Origin of the sequence: Aerosakkonema funiforme FACHB-1375 (genome assembly GCF_014696265.1) — a bacterium.
Classification (GTDB): Bacteria; Cyanobacteriota; Cyanobacteriia; order Cyanobacteriales; family Aerosakkonemataceae; genus Aerosakkonema; species Aerosakkonema funiforme_A.
Map to the genome: position 1 here is coordinate 47,697 of NZ_JACJPW010000013.1, position 21,921 is coordinate 69,617.

Consider the following 21,921-nt stretch of genomic DNA (forward strand, 5'->3'; position numbering starts at 1 on the left):
ATGAAAAGTTTTATTAATAAACTTTTTTCATTTGTAGATTTAATTTTAGCATCTCCCCAGTTATTGTTATTCTACTTATCCAGCGAAAAGGAAGTGATTCTTGCGGACGTAAGAAGATGGGTAGAAATATTTGAGTGGGATAAGGGTTCAGATATTCAAAATTTACTATTTTTAACGATAAAAAATCAAGAATTTAGAAATTTATATTATTTCAGAATAGCTAAAGGTAACTTACCTGCTAGGCTGCTGCTGAAAGTTATTAAATTCTTTTATAAAGAATGCCAATATCTATTGTTAGATTTGTCTAGTAACATTGGCCCTGGCTTGTTTATTCAGCACGGCTTAAGCACAATTATTATGGCAGATATGGGACAAAATTGTTGGGTAAACCAGCAAGTATCAATTGGGTATAAAGATAAAACGGGGAGACCTAAAATAGGGGATAATGCCAGAATAACGGCAGGGGCAAAAGTACTGGGAAATATAACTATTGGCAACAACGTTACCGTGGGAGCAAATGCAGTTGTAATCAAAAATGTACCTGACAATTGCGTAGTAGTTGGAATTCCTGCTTATATTGTTAAAAAGAATGGTTTGAAAGTGAAAGAAGAATTAGTTTAAATGCAGCAACCAAAGGTAATTTTTTTAGATGCCGTCGGTACTCTATTTGGAGTTAAAGATAGTGTGGGCGAAGTCTACAGCGACATAGCCCGTCAATTTGGCGTTGAAGTCGCGGCTAAAACGCTGGATAGAGCTTTTTATAATAGCTTTAAATTAAGCGATCGCATGGCATTTCCAGGAGTTGACCCGGAGGAAATACTCAAACAGGAATATGAGTGGTGGCTAGAACTGGCAACTCGTGCGTTCAAAGAAGTAGGAGTATATCACAAATTTGCCGACTTTTCCAGATTTTTTGCCGAACTTTATGCCCACTTTGCTACCGCCGAACCTTGGTTTATTTATCCCGATGTTATTCCAGCTTTAGAATACTGGCAGAAACAAGGTATTCAACTAGGCATAGTATCGAATTTCGATTCTCGAATTTACTCCGTATTGTCAGATCTCAACTTAGAAAGTTTCTTTACTTCAATTACAATTTCTACAGAAGTCGGTGCAGCTAAACCAGAACCAGAAATTTTTATAGCGGCATTACAGAAACACGAATGTCTAGCTGAGGCAGCATGGCATATTGGTGATAGCTACAAAGAAGATTACCAGGGTGCAAAAGCAGCTGGATTAAGAGCTATTTGGCTGAAGCGAACTGAACCCTTGTTGTAAGATCTACAGGGGAAACCGATTTACCGACTCACCGATGCCATATAAGCTATTATTCGTCTGCCTGGGAAATATTTGCCGATCGCCTTCCGCAGAAAATATCATGAATCACCTAATTGAGCAAGCGGGACTGAGCGAAAGCATTATTTGCGATTCCGCTGGCACTTCCAGCTACCATATCGGCAGTCCTCCAGACCGACGCATGACCGTTGCAGCACAAAGTCGAGGTATTAAACTTCGAGGTCAAGCTCGGCAATTTAAAAAGTTAGACTTTGAAGAATTTGACTTAATTCTGGCGATGGATAGAGAAAACTACCAAGATATTCTCTATCTAGACCCAGCAGGCAAGTATCAAGATAAAGTACGACTGATGTGCGACTTTTGTAACCGTTATACGCTCAAAGAGGTTCCCGATCCCTACTATGGTGGCCCAGAGGGATTCGATCGAGTAATAGATTTATTATTAGACGCCTGTGAGGGTTTATTGCAATATATTACCAGCAATGAATTAATCAGGGGCTAGGAGAAGAGAGGGCGTCGGGATTAGGGCTTAGGGACTAGGGCAGAGCGGCAGAGCGGCAGAATTAATTTTTTCCATTTTTCCTATTCGCTCTTTCCCTTAGTCCTAATCCATTTTTGACTTTTGAATGCCTGACTTTTGACTTTCCCAGTCCCCTGTTATTCGACCAAATGTTGTTCCATTGCCACACGAACCAATTCAGCGCGGTTGCTAGTGATAGTTTTCCTCAAGAGACTGCTGACATACTTTTCAATTGTTCTGGCACTCAAATGCAGACGATCGCCTATTTCAGCATTTGACAAACCATGAGTAATCAGATCCAGTACTTCTTGTTCTCGCTTACTCAACTTACATTCTTTTAAAACCGTCTTAGTTTGATCGAGCAGAGTAGTCGATTTCGTTGCTTCTTGCTTACGGATGAGTAACTCAGATTGATCTATCTTGCGATAGAGCAAGTTACGAACTATTGCCCCTAATTCATTTATTTCAAACGGTTTGGGCAGATAGAGATCGCACCCCAATTCGTAGCCGCGAATTCGTTCTTCGGTACTTCTTCGCTCCGTTAATAAAATTACGGGCAATAGGCGGAACTCCGGTCGCTGACGAACTTGCCGCACCAGCTCATAGCCGTCCATCCGAGGCATCATGATGTCGGTAATCAACAAATGAGGATGATACGCTTCTACAAATTCCAGCGCCTCCTGACCGTCCTCAGCCGCAATCACGGAGTAGCCATACATCTCCAAGTATTCGCTGACAAAAAGACGTATTGCCAAGTCGTCATCTGCAACCACGATTATCAAGGGCATGGGAGTAAAGATGGCTAGCCTACTTAACCCCTAGAATAGGTCAAGTCCAGGGTGAAAGTTAGCAACAAGATAGGTTTTTTATGAAGATTTCTTTGCCTGGATGGCAACAGCTTAACACTAACCAATGCGTGAAAACCAACTCAAACGAAAACTAAAGCGGGGCGAAGTCGTGCTGGGCCCGTTTGTTAACTGCGCCTATCCCGCATTTGTGGAAATTTGCGGGCACGCCGGATTTGACTTCGCCATTATAGACATGGAACACAGCCCTTTACACACGCTGGTTGCCGAAGACCTCTGTCGTGCGGCAGATTGCGTGGGCATAGCACCAGTGATCCGCGTTCGCAAAAATGACTCACCCCAAATTCAACGCGCCCTTGACATTGGCAGCGCGGGTGTGCAAGTACCTCAAATTGAAACCAAGGAAGATGCTGAAGCTGTTGTCCGCAGCGCTAAGTACAGCCCCCTCGGTTCGCGGGGTCTTTCTTTCAACACACGCGCTGGTTTGTACACCGCAGCCGGAACGCATATTTCAGATAAGTTGAACGAGGAATCTCTTGTTGTCATTCACGTTGAAGGCAAACGGGGCGTGGAGAACATCGAAGAAATAGTCAGCGTGCCTCACATTGATGTTATCTTTCTTGGCCCTTACGATTTATCCCAGTCGCTAGGCATTCCCGGACAAGTGCGAGATGTTCGCGTAGTTGAACTCATGGAGAAATGCGTTACCGCTATCCGTAACGCCGGGAAAGTGGCCGGTACATTTGCCGATAATCCTGAAGCTGCGAAGCTGTGGATTAAAGCTGGGGTGCAGTATGTTGGGCTTGGTGTAGATGTTGCTATCTTCTTGCGGGCGTGCCAAGCCTTAGTGAAAGCAGTGCGGGAATAGCTAGGGGTTAGGGCGTCGGGGTTAGGGAAGAGGGAAGAGGCAGAGGGGAGAGGGAAGAGGAAAGAGGAAAGAGGAAAAATTTTTGAATCATTGATTTTCCCGACGCCCTAACCCCTAACCCCTAACCCCTTTCTTTTGACTTCCGCGTAGCGGCGCTAGTCCCCCAGCGTTGTTGAGTTTTTTGGAAACCAATATCACAACTTTGCATTTTTTGTAGTTTATTTAACTACAGTTTATAAAAATTTGTTTTATACTTGGGCTATAGACCTCTTAAGAAGAATTTTTTAAGGGGATCAAAGTATAAGGAGTTAAAAAAAATGCAAACTTTATTGGGATCGACGGAATCCTCATATGGTATTAGCTTTGCTTTAGAAAAAATTGACTCGATTGAACTGGAGGGTTTTAAGCCATTCTTTAGAGAGCTTCCAGTCGATCCTTTTATAAAAGGTAAGTATCGCTTCAGGAGACTATCTCGATTCAAAGTAGTTGGGAATGAATTAATCAAACAACCTCATGGTTACTTGTTCCAAAGCAAGCAGTACAATCCTTTGGTAGGCGATGTCAAGCGAGAGTTTGCGGAATTAGATGATGCGCTGGGAGAACTAGATGGGTTTAAAAAACTTGTTTTGGAATTCAGAAATTACTGCAAGCTTAGTTCCGGTGTTGAAATAGGAGTTCATCAAATCCGAACAACTTGTTCGCCGAATAACTTTGGCAATCCCGCACCGGAAGGTATACACAGAGACGGTTGCGAGTTTATAGGTATTTTCTCTGTTGATAGGGAAAATATATCTGGCGGCGAAACGCATTTATATGTGGCGAAAAAGGAAAAGCCTGTTTTTAAGAAAGTTCTTCGTCCAGGAGAACTGTTGCTACTGAACGATCGCGACTTTTTCCATTTTACCACTCCCATTAAACCGACAACGGTTGGAGAGGGTACAAGGGACGTTTTTGTTGTTACTTACCCCAGTTTACTGTCTGATTAAGAGGTAAGAGGGGAGCTTGTAGGTTAATTCGCATACTGCAAGCCCTCTACCTTATAGTAAAGTAATAACTCTTTAGCATCAGCGAGCATCTTAACTATCGTTCGGTAGCCAAGCTTTGTAGACGTAAACGCCACCTATTCTCTTAGCTAGCTCTGGGTCTGGAGGTCCAATCCTCTCTTGTTTAAACTTAAACCCCGCCTTGTTCAGATATCCTTCATACTGCTCACAAGAAACTTTAAAATCACCTTTTTCCTCCAGCCCTGACTCCAGTGCTTTTTCCTCAAGAAGTGCTAAAATATCTTCTCCTTGCTGTCGGGCAATTTCAATTATGTGATTGTGATATTCTTTTAAAGCAGATTTTCGTTCTTCTTTGTTAATTGGATTGTGAGAGCGAATGAACTCATCACCCACAATCATTAGTCCCCCAGGATTCAAATTACGCTTAACATTGTGAAAATATTTTTGTTTGTCACCTCTTTTGATGTGATGATCGGCAAAGGAGGAAAAAATGTAATCAAATTTTCCTTCAGGATCGTAAGTGCGACTATCTGCATACAGAGGCTTAACTTTACCTTGTTTTCTAAATTTATGTTCCAGAATACCATAACAGCGCCAATCAATCTCGATCGCAACTATTTCATCAACATTTGGCATTTCATTTAAACGCTTAGTAAAAATTCCTGTCCCAGCACCAAATTCTAAAATTCTACAAGATGCAGGATTATTGCGTCTGTGGTCTAAACAGATCTCGAACATTTTCTGCATCATATCTTGATAATAAGCATGTTTTTCTTCGTGTTCGTCATAGTCATTGACATTTATATATGCAGACATTTCTATATGCTTTGTTTCATAAACTGTTAATCCAGTAAAAATAGTCTGGATAAATAGTTCAACTTCATCATTATGAGCAGTTTCAGGTATAGAAATAGCAAGTTTTGATTCTAACAAGTCATTAAACTTCTTTTCGTGTTTGGAAATTTCGTCTTCTTCGGCAATAAAGCAGATATTTTTTTGATCCAGCGCTTCGTCATCATATTTTGCAAGCAGTTTATCTTTACCATTGCCCTCAATAATAGAAAAGTCTTTACTGTATTCAGATCCTAAAACTGTTGACAGGTTGGCAAAGCTAATTCCATACACCTTATATTGTTTAGCATGTTCTAGGATAGTTAAGTAGTTTGACTCAAAGTCCTTTTCTGAGGTAAACACAAATACTCTAATGTTATCATGATGTGATGTTCGTAAAATCTCTTTACCCGTTCTTTGCTGCCAAAACTGTTCTTCAATATTAACAAGCGCAATAGCTTTTACTACCGGACTAATGTTCTTTTGTAGAGAAATAAGAATATGAGGGTATTGAGAAGCTGGTGCTAAGTAGCGCGATTGGTTGTCATTCAAATCATTGTTTAATCGACGATATTTGAGATAGGAATCGTAAATAACTTCCTGATAATAAATATTCTCGCGGAAAAATCTGTTATCTTTTAGGCTATCAGCTATCTCCTGAATATTTGCAAGTGTTTGATTGATTTTGAATACCGATGAATGAGGGGGTTTATCTATAAGATTAATTATTTCTTGTAATTTTGGAAATTCGCTTTGTGCCCACTTCTCACATACATAATTATTCCGGTTTCCAGTCAGTTCACAGAGCAGCTTTTGCCAATCATTCAGTTTTGTACCATCCATCGCCTGAAGCTGCTTTAGAGGATTAATTAGGTTTTCTTTGAACTTTACAAGTTGGCATTTATTGATCTGTCCATAAAGGTAACCCGCTTCAAAGTTAATCCACGGTCTCTTAGACGACTCTGGAGTTAGACAAACAATACCAATTTTGGCTTTTTTTAAAGCTTCTTTCGTCGATTGAAACCATGCGGCACCCGTCTCAATATCGACATCTGATACCCAACCCTCAAAAGGATCGAGTTTAAACATCGTCTCTTTTAGAGTAAGAGCTAACTTCTTGCCTAACTCTCCTGTCCAAGAGATGAAAACTAATTCTTTTTCCATGAGATTTTTTCCTTTTTTCGATTAATTGACAATTAAACAAACAAACTGCTTAAAAATTTTATCCTTTTCTTCTTATACAAGCTAGGCTAGTTCTTTTTTATTTTCGATAAAAATTACCTCACTTAAAAAAGCTAAATATGGCGTATATAAGTAACGCAAAATAGGGAATAGCAATAATCAAAGGTATATACTTCTCTACCTTAGTTAAACGCCTATATTGCTCATTTTGTAGATGATCATTTTTTTGAGCATCTGGCATTTGCCATTCTTGTTTATAACAAGCAAATGGTAAATATTGCTCCATTTCATGAATGATTTTAAACTTGATTTTATTTAGCTGCTTATATGAATTTATATTTATGTACCATACATAGCATAGAATTAACCCTAATAGAGAAGATACTAAAAGTAAGGTTTCTCCAGTTCCAGAGAAGAGCTTTTTGTTGGTGTCAGCTAATAAAGAAAGTAATGCTAGTAATATTGATAGTAGTGACACGTAGAAGGTATTCATCTTTCCTCTTCTCTCAGTGATTCTATCCATCATTTCGACATACATTTTGTATTGCTCTAGCAATATCTTCCGATCCTCATCAGTTATTTTGCGATCCTTGTTTTGTTCTTCTTGTGCTTGTTTTTGAGTCATTTTTTAAAAGCCTCTTATTTTTAAATAAATTATGTTTATTCTAAAAAATATAGTTTTTATTCACTCATGCCTGTTAAGTATTGCTCAACCTTAGTAACTGGGTTGCTCGCACACTTTAATTAGACGAGATGGCTTGTATTTGATTTAATTTAAAATTTAACATCTTTCGAGCCTAAGAAAACTTAAAAAAAGCTTAAATTTTCTGACAATCTGATTTACGGGAGTTTAGGCTTATCCCACGGTAAGGCGTTATTAACCTAAACTCCCATAAACTAGGGTGGGCATTGCCCACCCTACTAAATCTGCCTAAAGATAGGCTTGGGTTAATATTTTAATACGATCGCAGCCCAGGAAAAGCCTGTAGCGCTATTTGCCAATACTACGATATTGCCAGGTTTTACTAAATTTTGTTCTAAAGTTTTGGCCAAACCAAATAGAGTATCGGCAGCACCCATGTGACCGTATTCTGATAAAGAAATAAAAGTGTTTCTCTCTGTCAAACCTAGAGACTGAAGAATACTGAGAGAGACTTTTTTCTTAACTTGATTCATAAATATAAAATTGATATCGTTTGAAGAATAACCGCTTTTATGCAAGGCGGTTTTTATAACTTCTAAATAGTTAGTTAAGTAGATTTCTGAAAAAATCTTTTCTAGGGTTTTGGGATTTTTGACGGTTAAATAGTTAAAAGTGCGATCGTACAGATCATTACAGCCAAAAAACTTGGTTCCGCCTCCTTCAACCTTGATATAATCGGCTAATTCCCCGTTAGTAATGCCATGATAGGCTAATATCTGATTAGTAGTTTCCCCTTTTCGTAAAATCGCCGCTGCTGCACCATCAGCCATAATAAATGTGGATAGGCAATCTTTATCTGCATAATTAAGAAGTACAGATAATTTATCGCTACAGACTACGAGGGCGTAACGGGCATCGGGATTAGCAAGCAACATATTACTGCAAATATGAATCCCTAAATTTCCACCATTACAAAAGTTCCTCACTTCAAATGAAAAAGCATTTGTAGCGCCGATTTTATCTTGTATCTTAGCCGCAGGAGACCAAAAACTGTAATCGTAGTGACCTGCACCGCAAAAAGCGATAAAGTTAATTTCTTGAGGAAGAATTCTTGCTTGTTCGATCGCATTTAACGCCGCTTTAATGCCCATATCGCTGGGATGTTCGTCCACTTCTGCGATATGTTTTTGCTGCATTCCGATTTTTTCTATAAAAACCGATACTGGAAAATTCGACAGCTGCGCTATTTCCTCGCTGGTTAAAATCCGCGAGGGAATATAGTATCCTATAGCTGCAATTCCAATTGTGTCTGTTTGGTTATTCACCTGCTTAATTCCGGGTGTAGAAGCTTCTCCCCTTTTCTAAAGGGGAACGTCTCACTTCATTTAGTTTAGCTATTAGCACCTCTCAAACTTTTACCGAACAGCGGAATTCTTTTAACAGCGCCTCAGCAACTCCCAAGTTGTAAGGAAAAGGTGGTTTCACAGGACGATAATCGCGCTCGTGGGGTGGGCCATGACGCAGTACTGCGTTTACTAATAGACACGGTTCATCGCTGAGATTGATTGCTCCGTGCAGAACGCCGACTGGGATTGTCACTACTTTTGGTTGACAATCGCTCATCAGTGTGTATTGATAGCGCCGATTTTCTAAGGTGACCAGTACAAAGGTTCCCCGCACTACGAAAAGTTGGTCTGTTTGAAATCTGTGTACAAACATCTCTTCGATTGTACAAGGCGGTATTTGCACCAGCATCGTCTCGTCACTGGACTGAGGGGTATAAAACTCTGTCATACCCGCTTTTACTGAACTTAAAGGACGAATTTGAATTGTTCTTAAGGTCATAGAAAATCCTGTCAAACTGGTGTTTTATCTTTAGTCTAGCGCGGTAAATTTAAAATTTTGTTACTTAATTGTCAAAATTTAACTAAAATATGATATGTAAAGCCGATAAATTTAGTCGGGTTTTAATTAAACAAAAACAAGTAGGGTGGGCACTGCCCACCCTACGAATCAATTGGCAGAAACGGTTAAGCTGGTGGGTTGACTGGGGTTGCCCTGTAAAACTAAGCCACGGCGATTAGCGGCAATATGACGCAATATCTTGTAAATTGCTTCTATTTCGTCAGATGCGCCCGCTTTTTCAGCTAAGTGGGTCAGAGAGATGGGTGCTGGTTCGTGCTTGAGTACCTGCATCACTCGTTGCTGTAAGTCTAGAATGGCGGCTGCTGCCTTTTTACCGGCTTCTACCCCTGGTTGGTGGTAAGCGTTGATGTTGACTAAGAAACCGTACAAACCGACGGCGCGATCGTACAGCGCAATTAAAGCGCCTACCGTGCGAGCATTCACTTCGGCTATGGTGAGAGTAATAGAATCTCGCTGATTTTCGTAAAGAGCTTTGCGGGTTCCCTGTAAAAAGCCGGAGAGGTAATCTCCAGATGTGATTCCAGGTTCAATTTCTAGGGATGACCCTTGACGATCTTCGAGTACTTCAATAAAAGTGGCGAAGAAATTGGGGACACCTTCCCGCAGTTGCTGGACGTAGGCGTGTTGGTCGGTCGAACCTTTGTTGCCGTAGACGGCGATACCTTGGTGGACGACATTACCCTTGAGGTCTTTTTCCTTACCCAAGGATTCCATCACCAACTGCTGGAGGTAGCGGCTAAATAGCAGCAGGCTGTCTTTGTAAGGCAGCACTACCATATCTTTTTCGCCTTTGCCGTTGCCTGCGAAATACCAGGATAAGGCTAGCAAGGCAGCTGGGTTATTTTTAATTTCGGGTACGCGGGTGGCGTCGTCCATTTCTTTGCCACCGGCAAGCATGGCGCGAATGTCGATTCCCTGTAAGGCGGCGGGAAGTAAGCCTACAGCTGACATTTCTGAGGTGCGTCCTCCCACCCAATCTTCCATTGGGAAGGTTGCCAACCACCCTTCGGATCGCGCTTGTTTGTCTAGATTGCTGCCCACACCGGTGATGGCGACAGCGTACTGGGAAAAGTCGAGATTCTTGGCAGCGTAGGCTGTTTTGACTTCGATCGTACCGTTGCGAGGTTCTGGAGTTCCTCCCGATTTGGAGATCGACAGTACCATAGTGCTGCCGAGTCGGTCTTTCAACTTGGTGAGGATGCGATCGATTCCCGCCGGATCGCTGTTATCGATAAAGTGAATTCGCAGGGGTGGGAAATCTGGGGCCAAGGCTTCGGCGACGAATTGAGGGCCGAGTGCCGAACCGCCAATGCCGATCGAAATAATATCGGTAAATAGAGGAACGGATGGGGGATGAATGTCGCCGTTGTGAACTTTGCGGACAAAACTTTCGATTTTGTCGATCGTTTCGACAATATCTTGTTTGATTTGCGGTGTGGGGGCAAGATCCGGATTTCGCAGCCAGTAGTGGCCCACCATCCGGTTTTCGTCGGGGTTGGCGATCGCACCTCCCTCCAAAGCCGCCATATCCTGAAAAGCCTTCTCAAATTTGGGCTGCATTGCCGCGACGAAGGCGTCGTCAAACCGCATCCGACTGACATCGAGGTAAAATTCGAGTCCCTTATGATAATATAGCCAGTCTTGGTAGCGTTGCCAGAGTGCAGCTGCGTCCATAGAAAATACCATCGTAAATTCTTTTTTTCCATCAACAGTTTAAGGGGATTGGGGATTGGCGATGCCGAAGGAAATAGGAAAGATAAAAATTTCTACAGATCCGCCCACTCCTGAGTCCCCCTCCCCTATACCTTATATGTCCGGTTTGGGGAGAACGCGCAGGAATTTAACGATATGGCCGGTCAATTCCACGGCTATTATGTAGTTGTCTACCGTAAATCGATAGAAAATGCCCTCAGAATCGAGGCGTTTTAGCTCTGGCAAGTCTTTAATGTGATTAATATGTTTAAATTTTTCAAAGACCATATCGTAGACCTGCTCGCGAGCTGCGAATTCTAAGTTTTTGAGATCGATTATAAAGGATCTGGAGTAACGTACATCTAGGGACACGGGTCACTTACTCTAACTGCGAATTGTAGATGATTTCTCAATACTTTAGTACTTACCTCAATGTCGCAATTCATCTCCCGTTATAGCCAAGGGGGATATACCCTCGCGCAGCGAGTCCCCCCGATGCTTTAAGGGGAGATGAATTGCGACCCGCTAAAAATTGAGCGTTAGCGAATCGTTATAATTCTACCTGTATTTGTACTAGGTAAAAAGTGGTATGATTCTAGCATGATAGTCATCGAAGCCAAGCTTAAAGGAACTCAATATCAGTACAGCAAGTTGGATGAAGCAATCCGCACAGGACAATTCATCCGCAATACTTGCTTGCGCTACTGGGAAGACAATAAGGGGGTAACTCGTAACGACCTCCAAAAGCTTTGCTCGGTACTAGCTGAAAACAAAGAAACCCCTTGGGCAAAAAAGCTCAACTCTCAAGCTAGGCAGGCTCACGCTGATAGGGCGTGGTCTGCCATTTGGCGTTTCTATAAAAACTGTAGATTGGGTAAAACCGGCAAAAAGTGCTATCCAAAATACAAAAATTTCAGTCGTTCCATCGAGTACAAAAACAGCGGTTGGAAGCTATCTGCTGACAGAAAGCAGATAACTTTCACCGATGGCTTTGAAGTCGGAACAATGGATTTATGGAGTTCTAGAGATTTAGTTTGGTATTCAGAAAAACAAATCTCAAGGGTTCGTGTCATAAGACGTGCTGACGGCTACTATGCTCAGTTCTTGGTTGACTGGGATAGAAGAGAGGAGCATGAGTTTCAAGGGAAAATGGTAGGAATTGATTTAGGGCTGAAAGATTTTCATACCGATTCTGATGGAAATACAGTAGAAAACCCTCGATACTTGAGGAAGTCCGAGCGAAGATTAAAAATGCTGACTCGTCGGGTTTCCAAAAAGCATATTAAGGGTAAGAAACAGTCCAATAGATACCGTAAAGCACGCAAAGCTTTAGCTAAACAGCACCTCAAGGTAAGTAGACAGCGTGAAGACAAGGCTCGTAAAGATGCTTTGGCGCTAGTCAAGTCTAACGATTTGATTGTCTATGAAGACTTGAAGATCCAAAACATGGTGAAGAATCACCACTTAGCTAAGTCTATTAGTGATGCTTCTTGGTATCAATTCACACAATGGCTTCAATATTTTGCCAAGGTTAATGGTGTCATAGTTATTGCTGTACCACCGCACAACACTACTGTTGACTGTTCGTGTTGTGGAGCAAAAGTTAAGAAGACACTCAGTACTAGAACTCACAGATGCAGTAGTTGTGGAACAGTATTAGACCGCGACCACAATGCGGCAAAAAACATTTTGGCAAAAGGCTTTAAGCTGTTAACTGAATATCTGAACAGTACCGTAGGGCATACGGAATCTGACCTCAAAAAGGTGAAAGCTCAGGGAGAAACTGACCTCTGGCTCAAGAACAGCGATGGTCTTGTTCTAAATCGGCTTGATGAACTGAGAACCAAGAATTCTTGGGAATCCCCAGCTATACCTCGTTAGAGGTTAGCGGTGGGAGGATGTCAAGTAAAGATGCCCCTGGTTAGTTAAAATAAGGGTTGTTGCAACGATGAAACCCTTAAAATTTTGTAAATAGTACGTAAGTCCAACTCTATCCGAAGCTGAAGAAAATTTATGGCAAGCGCAACACTCGCACAGCTTCTTCGTAATTCATAGTATCACCAGGCTGAACCTGACGCTTGGCTTCGTTAATTGCTTTAATCGTATAAAGATCGCAATAAACTTGCTGTAACACACGCCAAGCAGTTTCTAGGTCTTCATCAGCTAATTGCTCGATTAATCCAGATAGTTGGTAAGTTAAGCGGTGCAGTCTACTTTTGAGAACATTCATATATACAAACCCGGTAAGAGAAGATGGGGGATACGAACAGGTTACTGGCCAAGTATTTGGACAATAATTTTTTGGCTATTTCGCTTGTATGGGTCGCAAATGCTTAGCCACTATGGATGCGGAAAGGGAGATTACTAAATATAAATCTCCGTATTTGAAATTAAGTCACAATCTACTGGCATAGCCGCATAAATTTACAAGTCTCTATTGTTTTATAAATTGGTCATAAGAATATAATTTCACATTATTAGAATTTATTTAGATAATTTGGAAAATAGAGAAGGTAAAGGCTAGCAAGTATTAAGGTACCTTATCTGTGCCGCTGCTACCCTGGTAGGCAAAAGAAAGATGGTTCTATGGTTTATAGAAAGTAGGATTCTGTGTTGGTGGAAAATCCACACACAAAGAAAAGTCGTTGTCGATACTGACTTCTAGGGTAAAATGCGTTAGCGTAGTCTGCTGACGAAGGCGGATTCTCCCAAGAAATTTTTTTGGGTTGATGAGACATCATCCTGTTTTGCCATTCTATCTCTGAAAGTCTGCATGGATATCTCTCCTGGTTATCTAGTTTCCCTGACGATTTTTGCGGCGATATATGCCCTGTTCGGCTTGGGGCTGAATTTACAGTGGGGCTTCACGGGTTTGATTAATTTTGGCCACGTCGCCTTTATGACGCTGGGAGCCTATACCACAGTATTGTTAAGCTTGCAGGGAGTGCCTTTGTTAATTGCGCCGATCGCAGGTGCGGCTTTGGCGGCATTGTTGGGGCTGTTGATGGGTATATCAACGCTGAGATTGCGAGAGGATTACCTGGCGATTGTGACGATCGGCGTCTCGGAAGTGATTCGGCTGATTGTGAATAATGAGGATTTGCCGATCGGCAAGGAATGGCGATCGGGAGTATTTGGGATACAAGGTTTTCCCTTGCCCCTGGATACGTGGAACCCAAATTTGTTGATGAAGTTGCTGGCGATTGCTTTACTGACGGCGATCGCTGCTTTAGCACTTTGGCAGCTGTGGCGGTGGATCGACAAAGAGTGGCGACAAGCAAAGTCAGGAGGGTCAACTCCTATCGGTTCCCTGTTGCTGGGAATTGCAGGTGCGATTTTAGGTTTGGTAGCTTACGTTGCTGAGGCGATCGCACTGTATAACTACACCTATAAAGCCGGTTTAATGCTGCTGGTGCTGCTAGTGCTGACGGTAATATTCTGGGGATTGGGACGATTGGTAAACTCGCCTTGGGGTCGAGTCCTCAAAGCCATCCGGGAAGATGAAGAAGTTGCCAAGGCGCTGGGAAAAAATGTTTTTTGGTACAAGCTACAATCTTTGATGCTGGGAGGCGCGATCTCCGGTATTGCTGGTGCTTTCTACGCTTGGCAGCTAGCGACAGTTTACCCGGATAGTTTCCAGCCGCAGATTACTTTTGATGCGTGGACGATCGTCATTCTGGGCGGGGCGGGTAACAATGTGGGCACTTTGCTGGGAGCGATTATTTTTTGGACTTACTATGAAGTAACTCGTTTTGTGCTACCCGGAATTCTGCCTCTGGATGATGCGCGTTTGGGTGCTTTTCGCATTATGGTCATCGGTTTGTTGCTGATCGTGCTGATGATGATGCGACCGCAAGGTATCTTAGGCAAAAAGGAGGAACTGACTCTTGGCAGATAATGAGGAAATCTTGACACAAGCGGAAGAGCAAAAACGACAGCCCCACCTTGCCAAAGCGCCTATACTTGCCGCTAGCGGACTTGTGAAGAATTTTGGCGGTCTCACAGCCGTGGACAATGCAGCGATCGAGGTTGGCCAAGGTAGCATCACAGGGTTAATTGGGCCGAATGGTGCCGGTAAAACTACTCTGTTTAACTTGCTTTCTAATTTTATTCGTCCCGATCGCGGACGGGTGATTTTTGATGGGGAACCAATTCAACAGTTGCAGCCGCATCAAATTGCCCAAATGGGTATGGTACGCACTTTTCAGGTGGCGCGGGTGTTATCCCGACTGTCAGTGATGGAAAATATGCTCTTGGGGGCGCAGAAGCAAACTGGTGAAAATTTCTGGAATGTTTGGTTGCAGCCCAAGCAAGTAATTGAGGAGGAAAAACAGCTGCGGGAACGGGCGATGCGGATTTTGGAGTCGGTGGGATTGGTTCACATGGCTGGCGCTTATGCGGGTGCGCTGTCTGGGGGACAGCGGAAGCTGCTGGAAATGGGACGGGCGTTGATGACCGATCCCAAATTGATTTTGTTGGACGAACCGGCAGCTGGGGTGAATCCGACGCTGATCGGTCAAATTTGCGATCGCATTTTAGCGTGGAATCGCGAGGGCATGAGTTTTCTGATTATCGAACACAATATGGATGTGATTATGTCCCTGTGCGATCGCATTTGGGTATTAGCTGAAGGTCGTAACCTTGCTGATGGCACTCCTGTGGAAATTCAGAAAAACGCCCAAGTGTTAGAAGCTTATTTGGGGCAGTGATGGCGATCGATTTGAGGATATATTTACATTGTCGATCAGCCGTAATATTGATGAAAACTAGCTTCACCGCAACTTATAGAATATAAAAAGCTTTCCACAACATGAAAATCTGCAAGCAAAAATCATGAGTACGAATGCCGAAAACGTTCAACGCGAAAGAATTGAAGCTGCCAAAATTATCGAAGCCTCCAGTAACTCTTTGCGAATGCAGCTTTATGTTGTCACTTCAATTGCTCAAAATATGGAGCTAGTTAAACAAAATATACCAGCTCATCTAACTTATCTCAAAGAGCTAGAAAATCAAAATGTCCTTTTTGGCGCTGGGCCAATGTGGACAGATGACGGTCAGTTTTTTGAAGGAGACGGTTTGATGATCTTGCGAGCAAATTCTCCCGAACACGCACGGGAAATCGCCGCAGCCGATCCGATGCACGCGAGCGATGCCCGTACTTTTACTGTCCGCCCGTGGTTACTCAATGACGGCAGTATCACTATTCGGATAACGCTCTCGGAACCGCAAAGGGCTGTGCTGTAAGTTCTACAAAGAATATCAGATAAAATTCAGTTTTATACCCCGTTTTTAATTGTGGGGATAAACGTTGTAGATTGGGCATTTGGGGCTGCAATAATTTCAACCCGCGCCCAATGTCCCAGTAGAGACGTTTCATGAAAAGTCTCTACTTTATTTATATTTGTACTTTTGTCAAGTCGTAATATTACTATATTTGAAATAGTTCGACAAAAATTATATATTTAGCCGCAGTACAAACACGTAAGTAATTGCCGTAAGTTAAAATCGCAAGAGACTCTAACGTGAAGAAAAAGTCCTGCTAGGTTTTATACATCAGGATTTCACTAACCCAGAGATGTCCCCAGGTGCGAGGATAAACAATGCCGAAATTTTTTTGGGAAAATTTACCATTTGGTTCTGCTGCATTCATCAATCTTTTACTAATTGCCAGCATTATGCAGGTGACAGAATCTCTAGCAGATGGGAGTAAAGGTTTTAGCCCTTATTCATCCTCTTTCTCTGGGGGGGATGAAGAGGATGAAGCGACTGATTTTTTAGAATCAGTCAGGGATTGGGGAAAAAGCGATCGTACCACTTTCTCAAGACAGCCGAATTTTGACGTGCGATCGGCTAACGAAAAAGAGGGTATAGCAAACGAGAGTTTTGCTTGGCTGTCAGAGGTACAACCAACTGATTGGGCATTTCAGGCGCTGGTATCTCTGGTAGAACGATACCATCTTTTTCACATTTATCGGCAGCACAGTTATTGGGGCGATCGATTTTTAAATAGATATGAATTTGCAGTTCGTTTAAATACCTGTTTGGAAAAAATTCAAGAACTAATTGCCTTAAACGCTTGCGAAGTACCTAGAGAAGATTTGAAGATAGTGCAGCGATTGCGGCAGGAATTTGCAGCGGAAATTGCTATTTTATACGGCGGAATAGACTCCTTAGAAGCAGGCACTACCAAGTTAGAAGCGCAGCATTTTTCTGCAACCGCAAAGCTCAATTGTGAGGCAATATTAAATCTAGATGATAGCTGCGATATCGAGGTTTCTCTTCTTAACAAAACGTTGTTTGATTATCGCTATATCCAAGTCCCGTCAAGCCTGAAAATTTATGGGGAAGCCCGCCCAATCGATCGGATTTACATTCGCGATCGCATTAACTTTTTCTTAGATTTTGCCCCTGAAGCTATTTCTAAGTTTCTAGCTTACAGCGATGAGTTTTTTAATTCCAGCCAAATCTACGCGAACTCCTATTCGCCTTGGAGTGGAATCGATACTCTTTATGAAAGCTGAAAACTCGCAAAAGTTACGATCTATGCTTCTCCCGGAGTAACCAGTGCCTAAAACTGAGGTTTTCACTAATACGGGAGAGGTTTTATTATCCATCGAAATTCATAGATTTTCTCATGGCGATCGCACTTTTTATTTGTTCTAAAACATTTCCAGGATTGCTGAGTAATTCCTGTTCTGTAAAGTGTAAAGTGAGAAAACCTCTGATATTTTGTTGCATCAATTTACATTTAAATTTTAGCTCATCAGAACTATCCCATCTTTCTCCTCGTATATAATTTTCATCTCTACAATAGACTATTATTTTATAAGCTTCAAATTGTAATACTGTGCAACTTGCCAGGTTATTTTTTGGTGTATATCTTCCCACTTGAGGAACGGGGAAATTTTGCCGTTCCATAGCATTTAAAAGACCTATAATTATCGGAGAAATTTCTGATGGTAAGGTTAAATTTGGCCATACGTCCTGAAATTCCAAATTTGTTATTGATATTGCGTTAGGTTCTATCAATACAGGTAAATTTGTATTGGCATTATCTACTTTTGGAATTTCTGGTATATCCGGCTCTATGATTGTTCTGGAGGAAATTGTGTTGATATCCCGTTCTATTGCTTCCTTGCTTTCTAACTTGGCAGTAATAAAATTACTAATTGATTCTTCTATAGCAGTAAACTTTTCAAAAAAAACTTCACTTTTAGGAGTTAATTCTTGAAACATTTCCTTAATTTGTTTAAAATTGTCTTTAAGTTTTCCTAAAGAACCCAGATGATTTTGATAAACAGAAATTTTATCTTTTAATTCCTGGATATCGCGCCCATATTTAAGCTGGCTTTCTTCTAGTAACTGCCGTAATTTAGTAGCTTCTTCTCTAGCGATCTCAGCTTCGGTACTGAGTCTTACTTTTTCGTCATCTCCGTAGGGTACTGGATCGATCCCATAAACGCTTACTATTTGTAAATTTCGCCATGCAGAGCTAGCCCTATTTCCAACAGCAGTCATTCCTTTGGTTAAATAAAGAATAAATGTTGAAAACGAAGCTCCGATCATAAAAGATGTGACTAAATTCAACAGGATGTTAAAATCTCTAGACTGGTTACTTTCTAAAAAAGCAAGAGCTGTCAGAAAAAGATCTGCTAGAAATACTATCCATATTGTTGAAAAATTTTTCCCTACTACAGGTAAGATAAATTTTAACTTTTCGTTTAAGATATTTGACTCATCTATCAAAACAGTTATAGGTAGAGTTGCCGTAGCAATAAAACCGAGTAAGTTGTTAGTAGGAATTCCGAAGACTTTAGCTCTGTCTGGAATGTTAAATGTTGTTTTAAAAAAGTTATCGAGAATAGCAAACTGGGCAAAACTAAAGAAAAGTAGCACCAACAATACTAAACAAAGTAGAATTATCCACAATCTGGTTTCATCCCGGTATTTCTTTTCAAGCCTTGGTATCCTAGAAACAGGTTGGCTCTCTTTACTCATAAAATATCGATGGCTACAGCTTTAGGGTAAGGTAGGAGTGGGTTTAATGTGACAATTTGTGGTGGGCTTGGTTGCTAAACTCACCCTTATTTGTCAGAATTAGTATTACACTTATTTGGTTCTGTCGGATCGACTAGATCTTGGGGAACGGCACAGTAACCAGATTGCGGGCTGGCTTGATATCCTTGGGCGTCTAGCTGAACCATGTTCTGTTCAAGCTCTCTATTGTAGTGTACTCCTCCCATCTTGTCTATATCGTTAAGCTCGCTAGCAAGGCTAGGAGAAACTTCTTTACCTGGGTAAAAGATATCGCTACTCTCTGGATTATCTTCTTCCACCGATCGCAAAACTTCAGTTAATTCTGGATTCCCCCGTAGAGCTTGTTTATAAAATCCTCCAACTCGATTCCATGTGTATGGTTTAACCCATATTTCGGGATTTTTTTCAATTAATTCAAATGGAATAGAAACAATAAAAATAATTTTTTCAAGTTCTTCAGAATAAATATCTAAATTTTTTTCTAAGCTTAAGTGAAGAACTTGTTCTTCCTTTTCAACGCTCCACTTCCAAGCCAAGCAAGTGTCGTACTTTGTATAAACCCACTGCCCTCTTATTTGGTCGATACGTCCTACAAAAAATCGGTTGCTTTTATTAGAAACACTAATTATTGTAGTAATTTTTGGAGCAGACTGATTTCCTTTAAAGGTGATGGGTTTTCCAGTTTCGGTTTTGAGGTTATCTGGAACTGATAAAAATATTTTTTTGGGTGGACAAGTTTGGTCATTAAAAATTTTATTGTAAATACGCTTTTTTGATTGTACACTGATGGCTTCTCCACTCGTCACTTGGAATTTGCAAGGATGGCTGCGTAATTTTACGCCTAAAAAAATTACGCTAAAAAATGCTATAATTGCTAGGATTTTGGATATAGTTTTCATAATAATATCTAGCAATGCGATCGCGTTCTGGATTGCCTCTATGGTAGCGCGATCGCTGTCCGCTATTGCGCGGAGAGTGAAGCTTTTTTGAAAAAAAGCTTTTACCAATTTAGCCGCCAGCGCTAAAGCAACCTCTGCCTTTCCGTTTCACCTTTGCGCTCTCCCATACTATGCCGTGGTAAAATACTACAGCTTTGGCTAGGTGCTGGGTAACTACCCAACCTCGCCCCATACCATTTTTAATTTTTCCAGATGGTGGTCTGAGCCCGTGGAATATCGATCGCAAGTGGAACAAATACTAAATACACTCAAAAAAGACTTACCGACGCTTTTTGAGAAAGATATCTCCTACGATATTTATAGCCAAGATATCTACTTTCAAGACCCGGTTAACAAATTTAAAGGAAAATTTAATTATCGCATTATTTTTTGGACGCTGCGATTTCACGCGAAACTATTTTTTACGGAAATATACTTCGATCTCCATGACGTGAATCAGACAGAGCCGGACATCATTTTGGCCAATTGGACTGTGCGCGGTATTTTGCGTCTTCCCTGGAAAGCTCGCATATTTTTCAACGGCTACTCTACTTACAAACTCAACAAAGATATTTTGATATACGAGCATATTGATATCTGGGATCGCCCTCCTGGCGAAATTTTGAAACAGTTCATTCGCAAGGGAGGAGAAAGCTAGCGCCGCTACGCAGAAGTCAAAAGTCAAAAATATTTTGAATGTCAGGCATTCAGCTACTTTCGGCTTCCTGGATTAGAGCCAGTGCAAATAAATTAAGAAATATAATCGGCAAGGAATTCTCGCATATATTGATTTACAACTTCGGGTCTGTCTTGCTGTACCCAGTGACTACAGTTGGGGATGTACTTAATTTGAAAATCTCTGACATAAGCTTCTGTACCGTAGGTGAGTTCTTTCCCAAGGGCTGTATCGTTTTCTCCCCAAATCATCAGTGTAGGAACTTCCAGAATTTGCCAGACTTCTTTGATAAATACCTGCCGAAAAATATTGCGATAATAACTCAACATCGCTTTTATAGCACCTGGTTTGGCAGCGGCATTTTTGTATGTTTCGATATCTGCTGAAGCAAAGTTGTTTTTATTAAAAGTCGTCTTAATAAAAACTGATTTAATTGCTTTGTAATCAGATAATTGCAAAACAAATTCCGGTAGTACAGGTAACTGAAAAAAGAAGATATACCAGCTACGCATCAACTGTTGCGGATTTGTAAAGAAAGCCTGGAAAAATTTGGCAGGGTGAGGTACATTCATAATAATCAATCGCTCTACGATTTCCGGATAAGTGTAGGCAAAATTCCAAGCGATCGCAGCACCCCAGTCATGCCCTACAAGCACACATTTTTGGTAACCTAATGTCTCGATCGCGCCCTTAACATCTTTGATAAATTCATCCATCACATAAGCAGATTTATTTGTTGGTTTATCGCTGTCATTGTATCCGCGTAAATCAAGGGCGACAACCTTAAAATCCTTAGAAAATTGTGGAATTTGATATCGCCAAGAATACCAAAATTCAGGAAATCCATGCAGCATCAGCATCAGGGAACCTTCTCCCTGAGTTACGCAGTGCAGCTTTATCCCATTAGTATTAATATAATTGTGCTGCCAGGAATTTTCTATAACAGACATTGATATTTCCTAAATAAATGGTAGGGTGGGCATTGCCCACCATCGAGAAAGAAAAAAGGGAACAGACATTTTGATGGGCATTGCCCACCCTACGTTAAATTACAACCAGCGATTTATCGCCACCAGTATCGCTGACCTTGCCAAAAAATGCCAATGGGAAGACCCATTAACTGATTTGGATTTTGTTTGAAATTCATTAGAATAGCTGGTAGAGGGAAGAGTAACTTGAAAGCAATAACTAAGGCTACACAGGGAATTAACGCCCACAAAACACCGGCATTGATTCTCACTTGCGGATAAAATCGCTCAAGTAAGTAAACTGCGAGTACACCCACGCAAGCTGCTACGAGAAAATTCATGAATACACCAGTAGGGCCTGAATATATAAAATTTAGCGTTGCTTCGACTATAGAAGAGTATTTCAGCCCTAAACCTACTAGCAACTCTACAATGATAACAATAAGTGTGGTGAGGACAGAAACTTGTAATAAAGATGACCAAGGCAGGAGTTTTAAGCTACCCAGAGGATCTCGCATATTGTTTCCAGCTAAG

Annotated in this window: 23 protein-coding genes; 11 read left to right on the forward strand and 12 right to left on the reverse strand. The window is 41.4% G+C overall.

Annotation, left to right across the window (positions count from 1 at the left end):
- Genes H6G03_RS07210 through H6G03_RS07220 form a run of 3 tightly spaced genes read left to right on the forward strand, consistent with a single transcriptional unit; the run spans position 1 to position 1,798 of the window.
- On the forward strand, positions 1–621 hold the full coding sequence (locus H6G03_RS07210; RefSeq protein WP_190463531.1) for a serine O-acetyltransferase: 621 nt from the start codon (positions 1–3) through the stop codon (positions 619–621).
- On the forward strand, positions 622–1,278 hold the full coding sequence (locus H6G03_RS07215; RefSeq protein WP_190463533.1) for an HAD-IA family hydrolase: 657 nt from the start codon (positions 622–624) through the stop codon (positions 1,276–1,278). It abuts the gene before it with no gap.
- A 34-nt stretch (positions 1,279–1,312) separates the two neighbouring features.
- Complete coding sequence (locus H6G03_RS07220; RefSeq protein ID WP_190463536.1) at positions 1,313–1,798, forward strand: low molecular weight protein-tyrosine-phosphatase; 486 nt, start codon at positions 1,313–1,315, stop codon at positions 1,796–1,798.
- A gap of 155 nt (positions 1,799–1,953) precedes the next feature.
- Here H6G03_RS07220 and H6G03_RS07225 read toward each other — a convergent pair whose 3' ends face one another.
- The gene (locus tag H6G03_RS07225) at positions 1,954–2,604 is read right to left on the reverse strand and encodes a response regulator transcription factor (protein ID WP_190463538.1); all 651 of its coding nucleotides are present in this window, start codon (positions 2,602–2,604) and stop codon (positions 1,954–1,956) included.
- A gap of 124 nt (positions 2,605–2,728) precedes the next feature.
- Here H6G03_RS07225 and H6G03_RS07230 point away from each other — a divergent pair, with 124 nt between their 5' ends.
- Together H6G03_RS07230 and H6G03_RS07235 are read left to right on the forward strand one after the other, a co-directional pair.
- Positions 2,729–3,490: an HpcH/HpaI aldolase family protein gene (locus H6G03_RS07230; protein WP_190463540.1), complete on the forward strand. Its 762-nt coding sequence runs from the start codon at positions 2,729–2,731 to the stop codon at positions 3,488–3,490.
- A 317-nt stretch (positions 3,491–3,807) separates the two neighbouring features.
- Complete coding sequence (locus H6G03_RS07235; RefSeq protein ID WP_190463542.1) at positions 3,808–4,476, forward strand: 2OG-Fe dioxygenase family protein; 669 nt, start codon at positions 3,808–3,810, stop codon at positions 4,474–4,476.
- Positions 4,477–4,566: 90 nt separating this feature from the next.
- On the opposite strand, the gene H6G03_RS07240 is transcribed toward H6G03_RS07235, so the two are convergent.
- The 6 genes from H6G03_RS07240 to H6G03_RS07265 all read right to left on the reverse strand — a co-directional run bounded on the left by H6G03_RS07240 (position 4,567) and on the right by H6G03_RS07265 (position 11,140).
- On the reverse strand, positions 4,567–6,489 hold the full coding sequence (locus tag H6G03_RS07240; RefSeq protein ID WP_190463544.1) for a methyltransferase domain-containing protein: 1,923 nt from the start codon (positions 6,487–6,489) through the stop codon (positions 4,567–4,569).
- Between the two features lie 118 nt (positions 6,490–6,607).
- Positions 6,608–7,132, reverse strand: a complete 525-nt coding sequence (locus H6G03_RS07245) for a RipA family octameric membrane protein (RefSeq protein WP_190463546.1) — start codon at positions 7,130–7,132, stop codon at positions 6,608–6,610.
- Between the two features lie 323 nt (positions 7,133–7,455).
- Positions 7,456–8,475 carry a 3-oxoacyl-[acyl-carrier-protein] synthase III C-terminal domain-containing protein gene (locus H6G03_RS37855; protein ID WP_190463548.1) on the reverse strand — a complete coding sequence of 340 codons (1,020 nt, stop codon included), beginning with the start codon at positions 8,473–8,475 and terminating at the stop codon, positions 7,456–7,458.
- A gap of 82 nt (positions 8,476–8,557) precedes the next feature.
- Positions 8,558–8,995 carry a dTDP-4-dehydrorhamnose 3,5-epimerase gene (locus H6G03_RS07255; protein ID WP_190463550.1) on the reverse strand — a complete coding sequence of 146 codons (438 nt, stop codon included), beginning with the start codon at positions 8,993–8,995 and terminating at the stop codon, positions 8,558–8,560.
- Between the two features lie 168 nt (positions 8,996–9,163).
- Positions 9,164–10,750, reverse strand: a complete 1,587-nt coding sequence (locus H6G03_RS07260) for a glucose-6-phosphate isomerase (protein WP_190463552.1) — start codon at positions 10,748–10,750, stop codon at positions 9,164–9,166.
- Positions 10,751–10,882: 132 nt separating this feature from the next.
- Positions 10,883–11,140 (reverse strand): cytotoxic translational repressor of toxin-antitoxin stability system, encoded by a 258-nt coding sequence (locus tag H6G03_RS07265; protein ID WP_190463555.1) that lies wholly within the window; start codon positions 11,138–11,140, stop codon positions 10,883–10,885.
- 228 nt (positions 11,141–11,368) lie between these two features.
- Here H6G03_RS07265 and H6G03_RS07270 point away from each other — a divergent pair, with 228 nt between their 5' ends.
- The gene (locus H6G03_RS07270; protein ID WP_190463557.1) at positions 11,369–12,649 is read left to right on the forward strand and encodes an RNA-guided endonuclease InsQ/TnpB family protein; all 1,281 of its coding nucleotides are present in this window, start codon (positions 11,369–11,371) and stop codon (positions 12,647–12,649) included.
- A 130-nt stretch (positions 12,650–12,779) separates the two neighbouring features.
- On the opposite strand, the gene H6G03_RS07275 is transcribed toward H6G03_RS07270, so the two are convergent.
- Positions 12,780–12,998 (reverse strand): hypothetical protein, encoded by a 219-nt coding sequence (locus tag H6G03_RS07275; RefSeq protein WP_190463559.1) that lies wholly within the window; start codon positions 12,996–12,998, stop codon positions 12,780–12,782.
- Positions 12,999–13,541: 543 nt separating this feature from the next.
- Here H6G03_RS07275 and H6G03_RS07280 point away from each other — a divergent pair.
- From H6G03_RS07280 to H6G03_RS07295, 4 genes are all read left to right on the forward strand, one after another.
- Positions 13,542–14,666 carry a branched-chain amino acid ABC transporter permease gene (locus H6G03_RS07280; RefSeq protein WP_190463561.1) on the forward strand — a complete coding sequence of 375 codons (1,125 nt, stop codon included), beginning with the start codon at positions 13,542–13,544 and terminating at the stop codon, positions 14,664–14,666.
- A 10-nt stretch (positions 14,667–14,676) separates the two neighbouring features.
- Positions 14,677–15,477, forward strand: a complete 801-nt coding sequence (locus H6G03_RS07285; RefSeq protein WP_190463639.1) for an ATP-binding cassette domain-containing protein — start codon at positions 14,677–14,679, stop codon at positions 15,475–15,477.
- A 124-nt stretch (positions 15,478–15,601) separates the two neighbouring features.
- The gene (locus tag H6G03_RS07290; RefSeq protein WP_190463563.1) at positions 15,602–16,012 is read left to right on the forward strand and encodes a YciI family protein; all 411 of its coding nucleotides are present in this window, start codon (positions 15,602–15,604) and stop codon (positions 16,010–16,012) included.
- Between the two features lie 356 nt (positions 16,013–16,368).
- Complete coding sequence (locus H6G03_RS07295) at positions 16,369–17,289, forward strand: iron uptake porin (protein ID WP_190463564.1); 921 nt, start codon at positions 16,369–16,371, stop codon at positions 17,287–17,289.
- An 85-nt stretch (positions 17,290–17,374) separates the two neighbouring features.
- Here the strand turns inward: H6G03_RS07295 and H6G03_RS07300 are convergent, their stop codons facing one another.
- Complete coding sequence (locus H6G03_RS07300; RefSeq protein WP_190463566.1) at positions 17,375–18,766, reverse strand: hypothetical protein; 1,392 nt, start codon at positions 18,764–18,766, stop codon at positions 17,375–17,377.
- A gap of 86 nt (positions 18,767–18,852) precedes the next feature.
- On the reverse strand, positions 18,853–19,704 hold the full coding sequence (locus H6G03_RS07305) for a hypothetical protein (RefSeq protein WP_190463568.1): 852 nt from the start codon (positions 19,702–19,704) through the stop codon (positions 18,853–18,855).
- Positions 19,705–19,972: 268 nt separating this feature from the next.
- Here H6G03_RS07305 and H6G03_RS07310 point away from each other — a divergent pair, with 268 nt between their 5' ends.
- Positions 19,973–20,401, forward strand: coding sequence for a DUF2358 domain-containing protein (locus H6G03_RS07310; protein ID WP_190463570.1), 429 nt, complete (start codon positions 19,973–19,975; stop codon positions 20,399–20,401).
- Positions 20,402–20,493: 92 nt separating this feature from the next.
- On the opposite strand, the gene H6G03_RS07315 is transcribed toward H6G03_RS07310, so the two are convergent.
- Complete coding sequence (locus H6G03_RS07315; RefSeq protein ID WP_190463572.1) at positions 20,494–21,369, reverse strand: alpha/beta fold hydrolase; 876 nt, start codon at positions 21,367–21,369, stop codon at positions 20,494–20,496.
- Positions 21,370–21,482: 113 nt separating this feature from the next.
- On the reverse strand, positions 21,483–21,905 hold the full coding sequence (locus H6G03_RS07320) for a peptide chain release factor 1 (RefSeq protein ID WP_190463574.1): 423 nt from the start codon (positions 21,903–21,905) through the stop codon (positions 21,483–21,485).
- Positions 21,906–21,921: the final 16 nt, after the last annotated feature.

Coding starts and splice junctions, on each gene's coding strand:
- H6G03_RS07225 (WP_190463538.1), bottom strand. CDS start 2,604: ATGCCCTTGATAATCGTGGTTGCAGATGACGACTTGGCAATACGTCTT.
- H6G03_RS07235 (WP_190463542.1), top strand. CDS start 3,808: ATGCAAACTTTATTGGGATCGACGGAATCCTCATATGGTATTAGCTTT.
- H6G03_RS07240 (WP_190463544.1), bottom strand. CDS start 6,489: ATGGAAAAAGAATTAGTTTTCATCTCTTGGACAGGAGAGTTAGGCAAG.
- H6G03_RS07315 (WP_190463572.1), bottom strand. CDS start 21,369: ATGTCTGTTATAGAAAATTCCTGGCAGCACAATTATATTAATACTAAT.
- H6G03_RS07245 (WP_190463546.1), bottom strand. CDS start 7,132: ATGACTCAAAAACAAGCACAAGAAGAACAAAACAAGGATCGCAAAATA.
- H6G03_RS07215 (WP_190463533.1), top strand. CDS start 622: ATGCAGCAACCAAAGGTAATTTTTTTAGATGCCGTCGGTACTCTATTT.
- H6G03_RS07275 (WP_190463559.1), bottom strand. CDS start 12,998: ATGAATGTTCTCAAAAGTAGACTGCACCGCTTAACTTACCAACTATCT.
- H6G03_RS07300 (WP_190463566.1), bottom strand. CDS start 18,766: ATGAGTAAAGAGAGCCAACCTGTTTCTAGGATACCAAGGCTTGAAAAG.
- H6G03_RS07220 (WP_190463536.1), top strand. CDS start 1,313: ATGCCATATAAGCTATTATTCGTCTGCCTGGGAAATATTTGCCGATCG.
- H6G03_RS07320 (WP_190463574.1), bottom strand. CDS start 21,905: ATGCGAGATCCTCTGGGTAGCTTAAAACTCCTGCCTTGGTCATCTTTA.
- H6G03_RS07260 (WP_190463552.1), bottom strand. CDS start 10,750: ATGGACGCAGCTGCACTCTGGCAACGCTACCAAGACTGGCTATATTAT.
- H6G03_RS07305 (WP_190463568.1), bottom strand. CDS start 19,704: ATGAAAACTATATCCAAAATCCTAGCAATTATAGCATTTTTTAGCGTA.
- H6G03_RS07230 (WP_190463540.1), top strand. CDS start 2,729: ATGCGTGAAAACCAACTCAAACGAAAACTAAAGCGGGGCGAAGTCGTG.
- H6G03_RS07270 (WP_190463557.1), top strand. CDS start 11,369: ATGATAGTCATCGAAGCCAAGCTTAAAGGAACTCAATATCAGTACAGC.
- H6G03_RS07255 (WP_190463550.1), bottom strand. CDS start 8,995: ATGACCTTAAGAACAATTCAAATTCGTCCTTTAAGTTCAGTAAAAGCG.
- H6G03_RS07280 (WP_190463561.1), top strand. CDS start 13,542: ATGGATATCTCTCCTGGTTATCTAGTTTCCCTGACGATTTTTGCGGCG.
- H6G03_RS07210 (WP_190463531.1), top strand. CDS start 1: ATGAAAAGTTTTATTAATAAACTTTTTTCATTTGTAGATTTAATTTTA.
- H6G03_RS07290 (WP_190463563.1), top strand. CDS start 15,602: ATGAGTACGAATGCCGAAAACGTTCAACGCGAAAGAATTGAAGCTGCC.
- H6G03_RS07295 (WP_190463564.1), top strand. CDS start 16,369: ATGCCGAAATTTTTTTGGGAAAATTTACCATTTGGTTCTGCTGCATTC.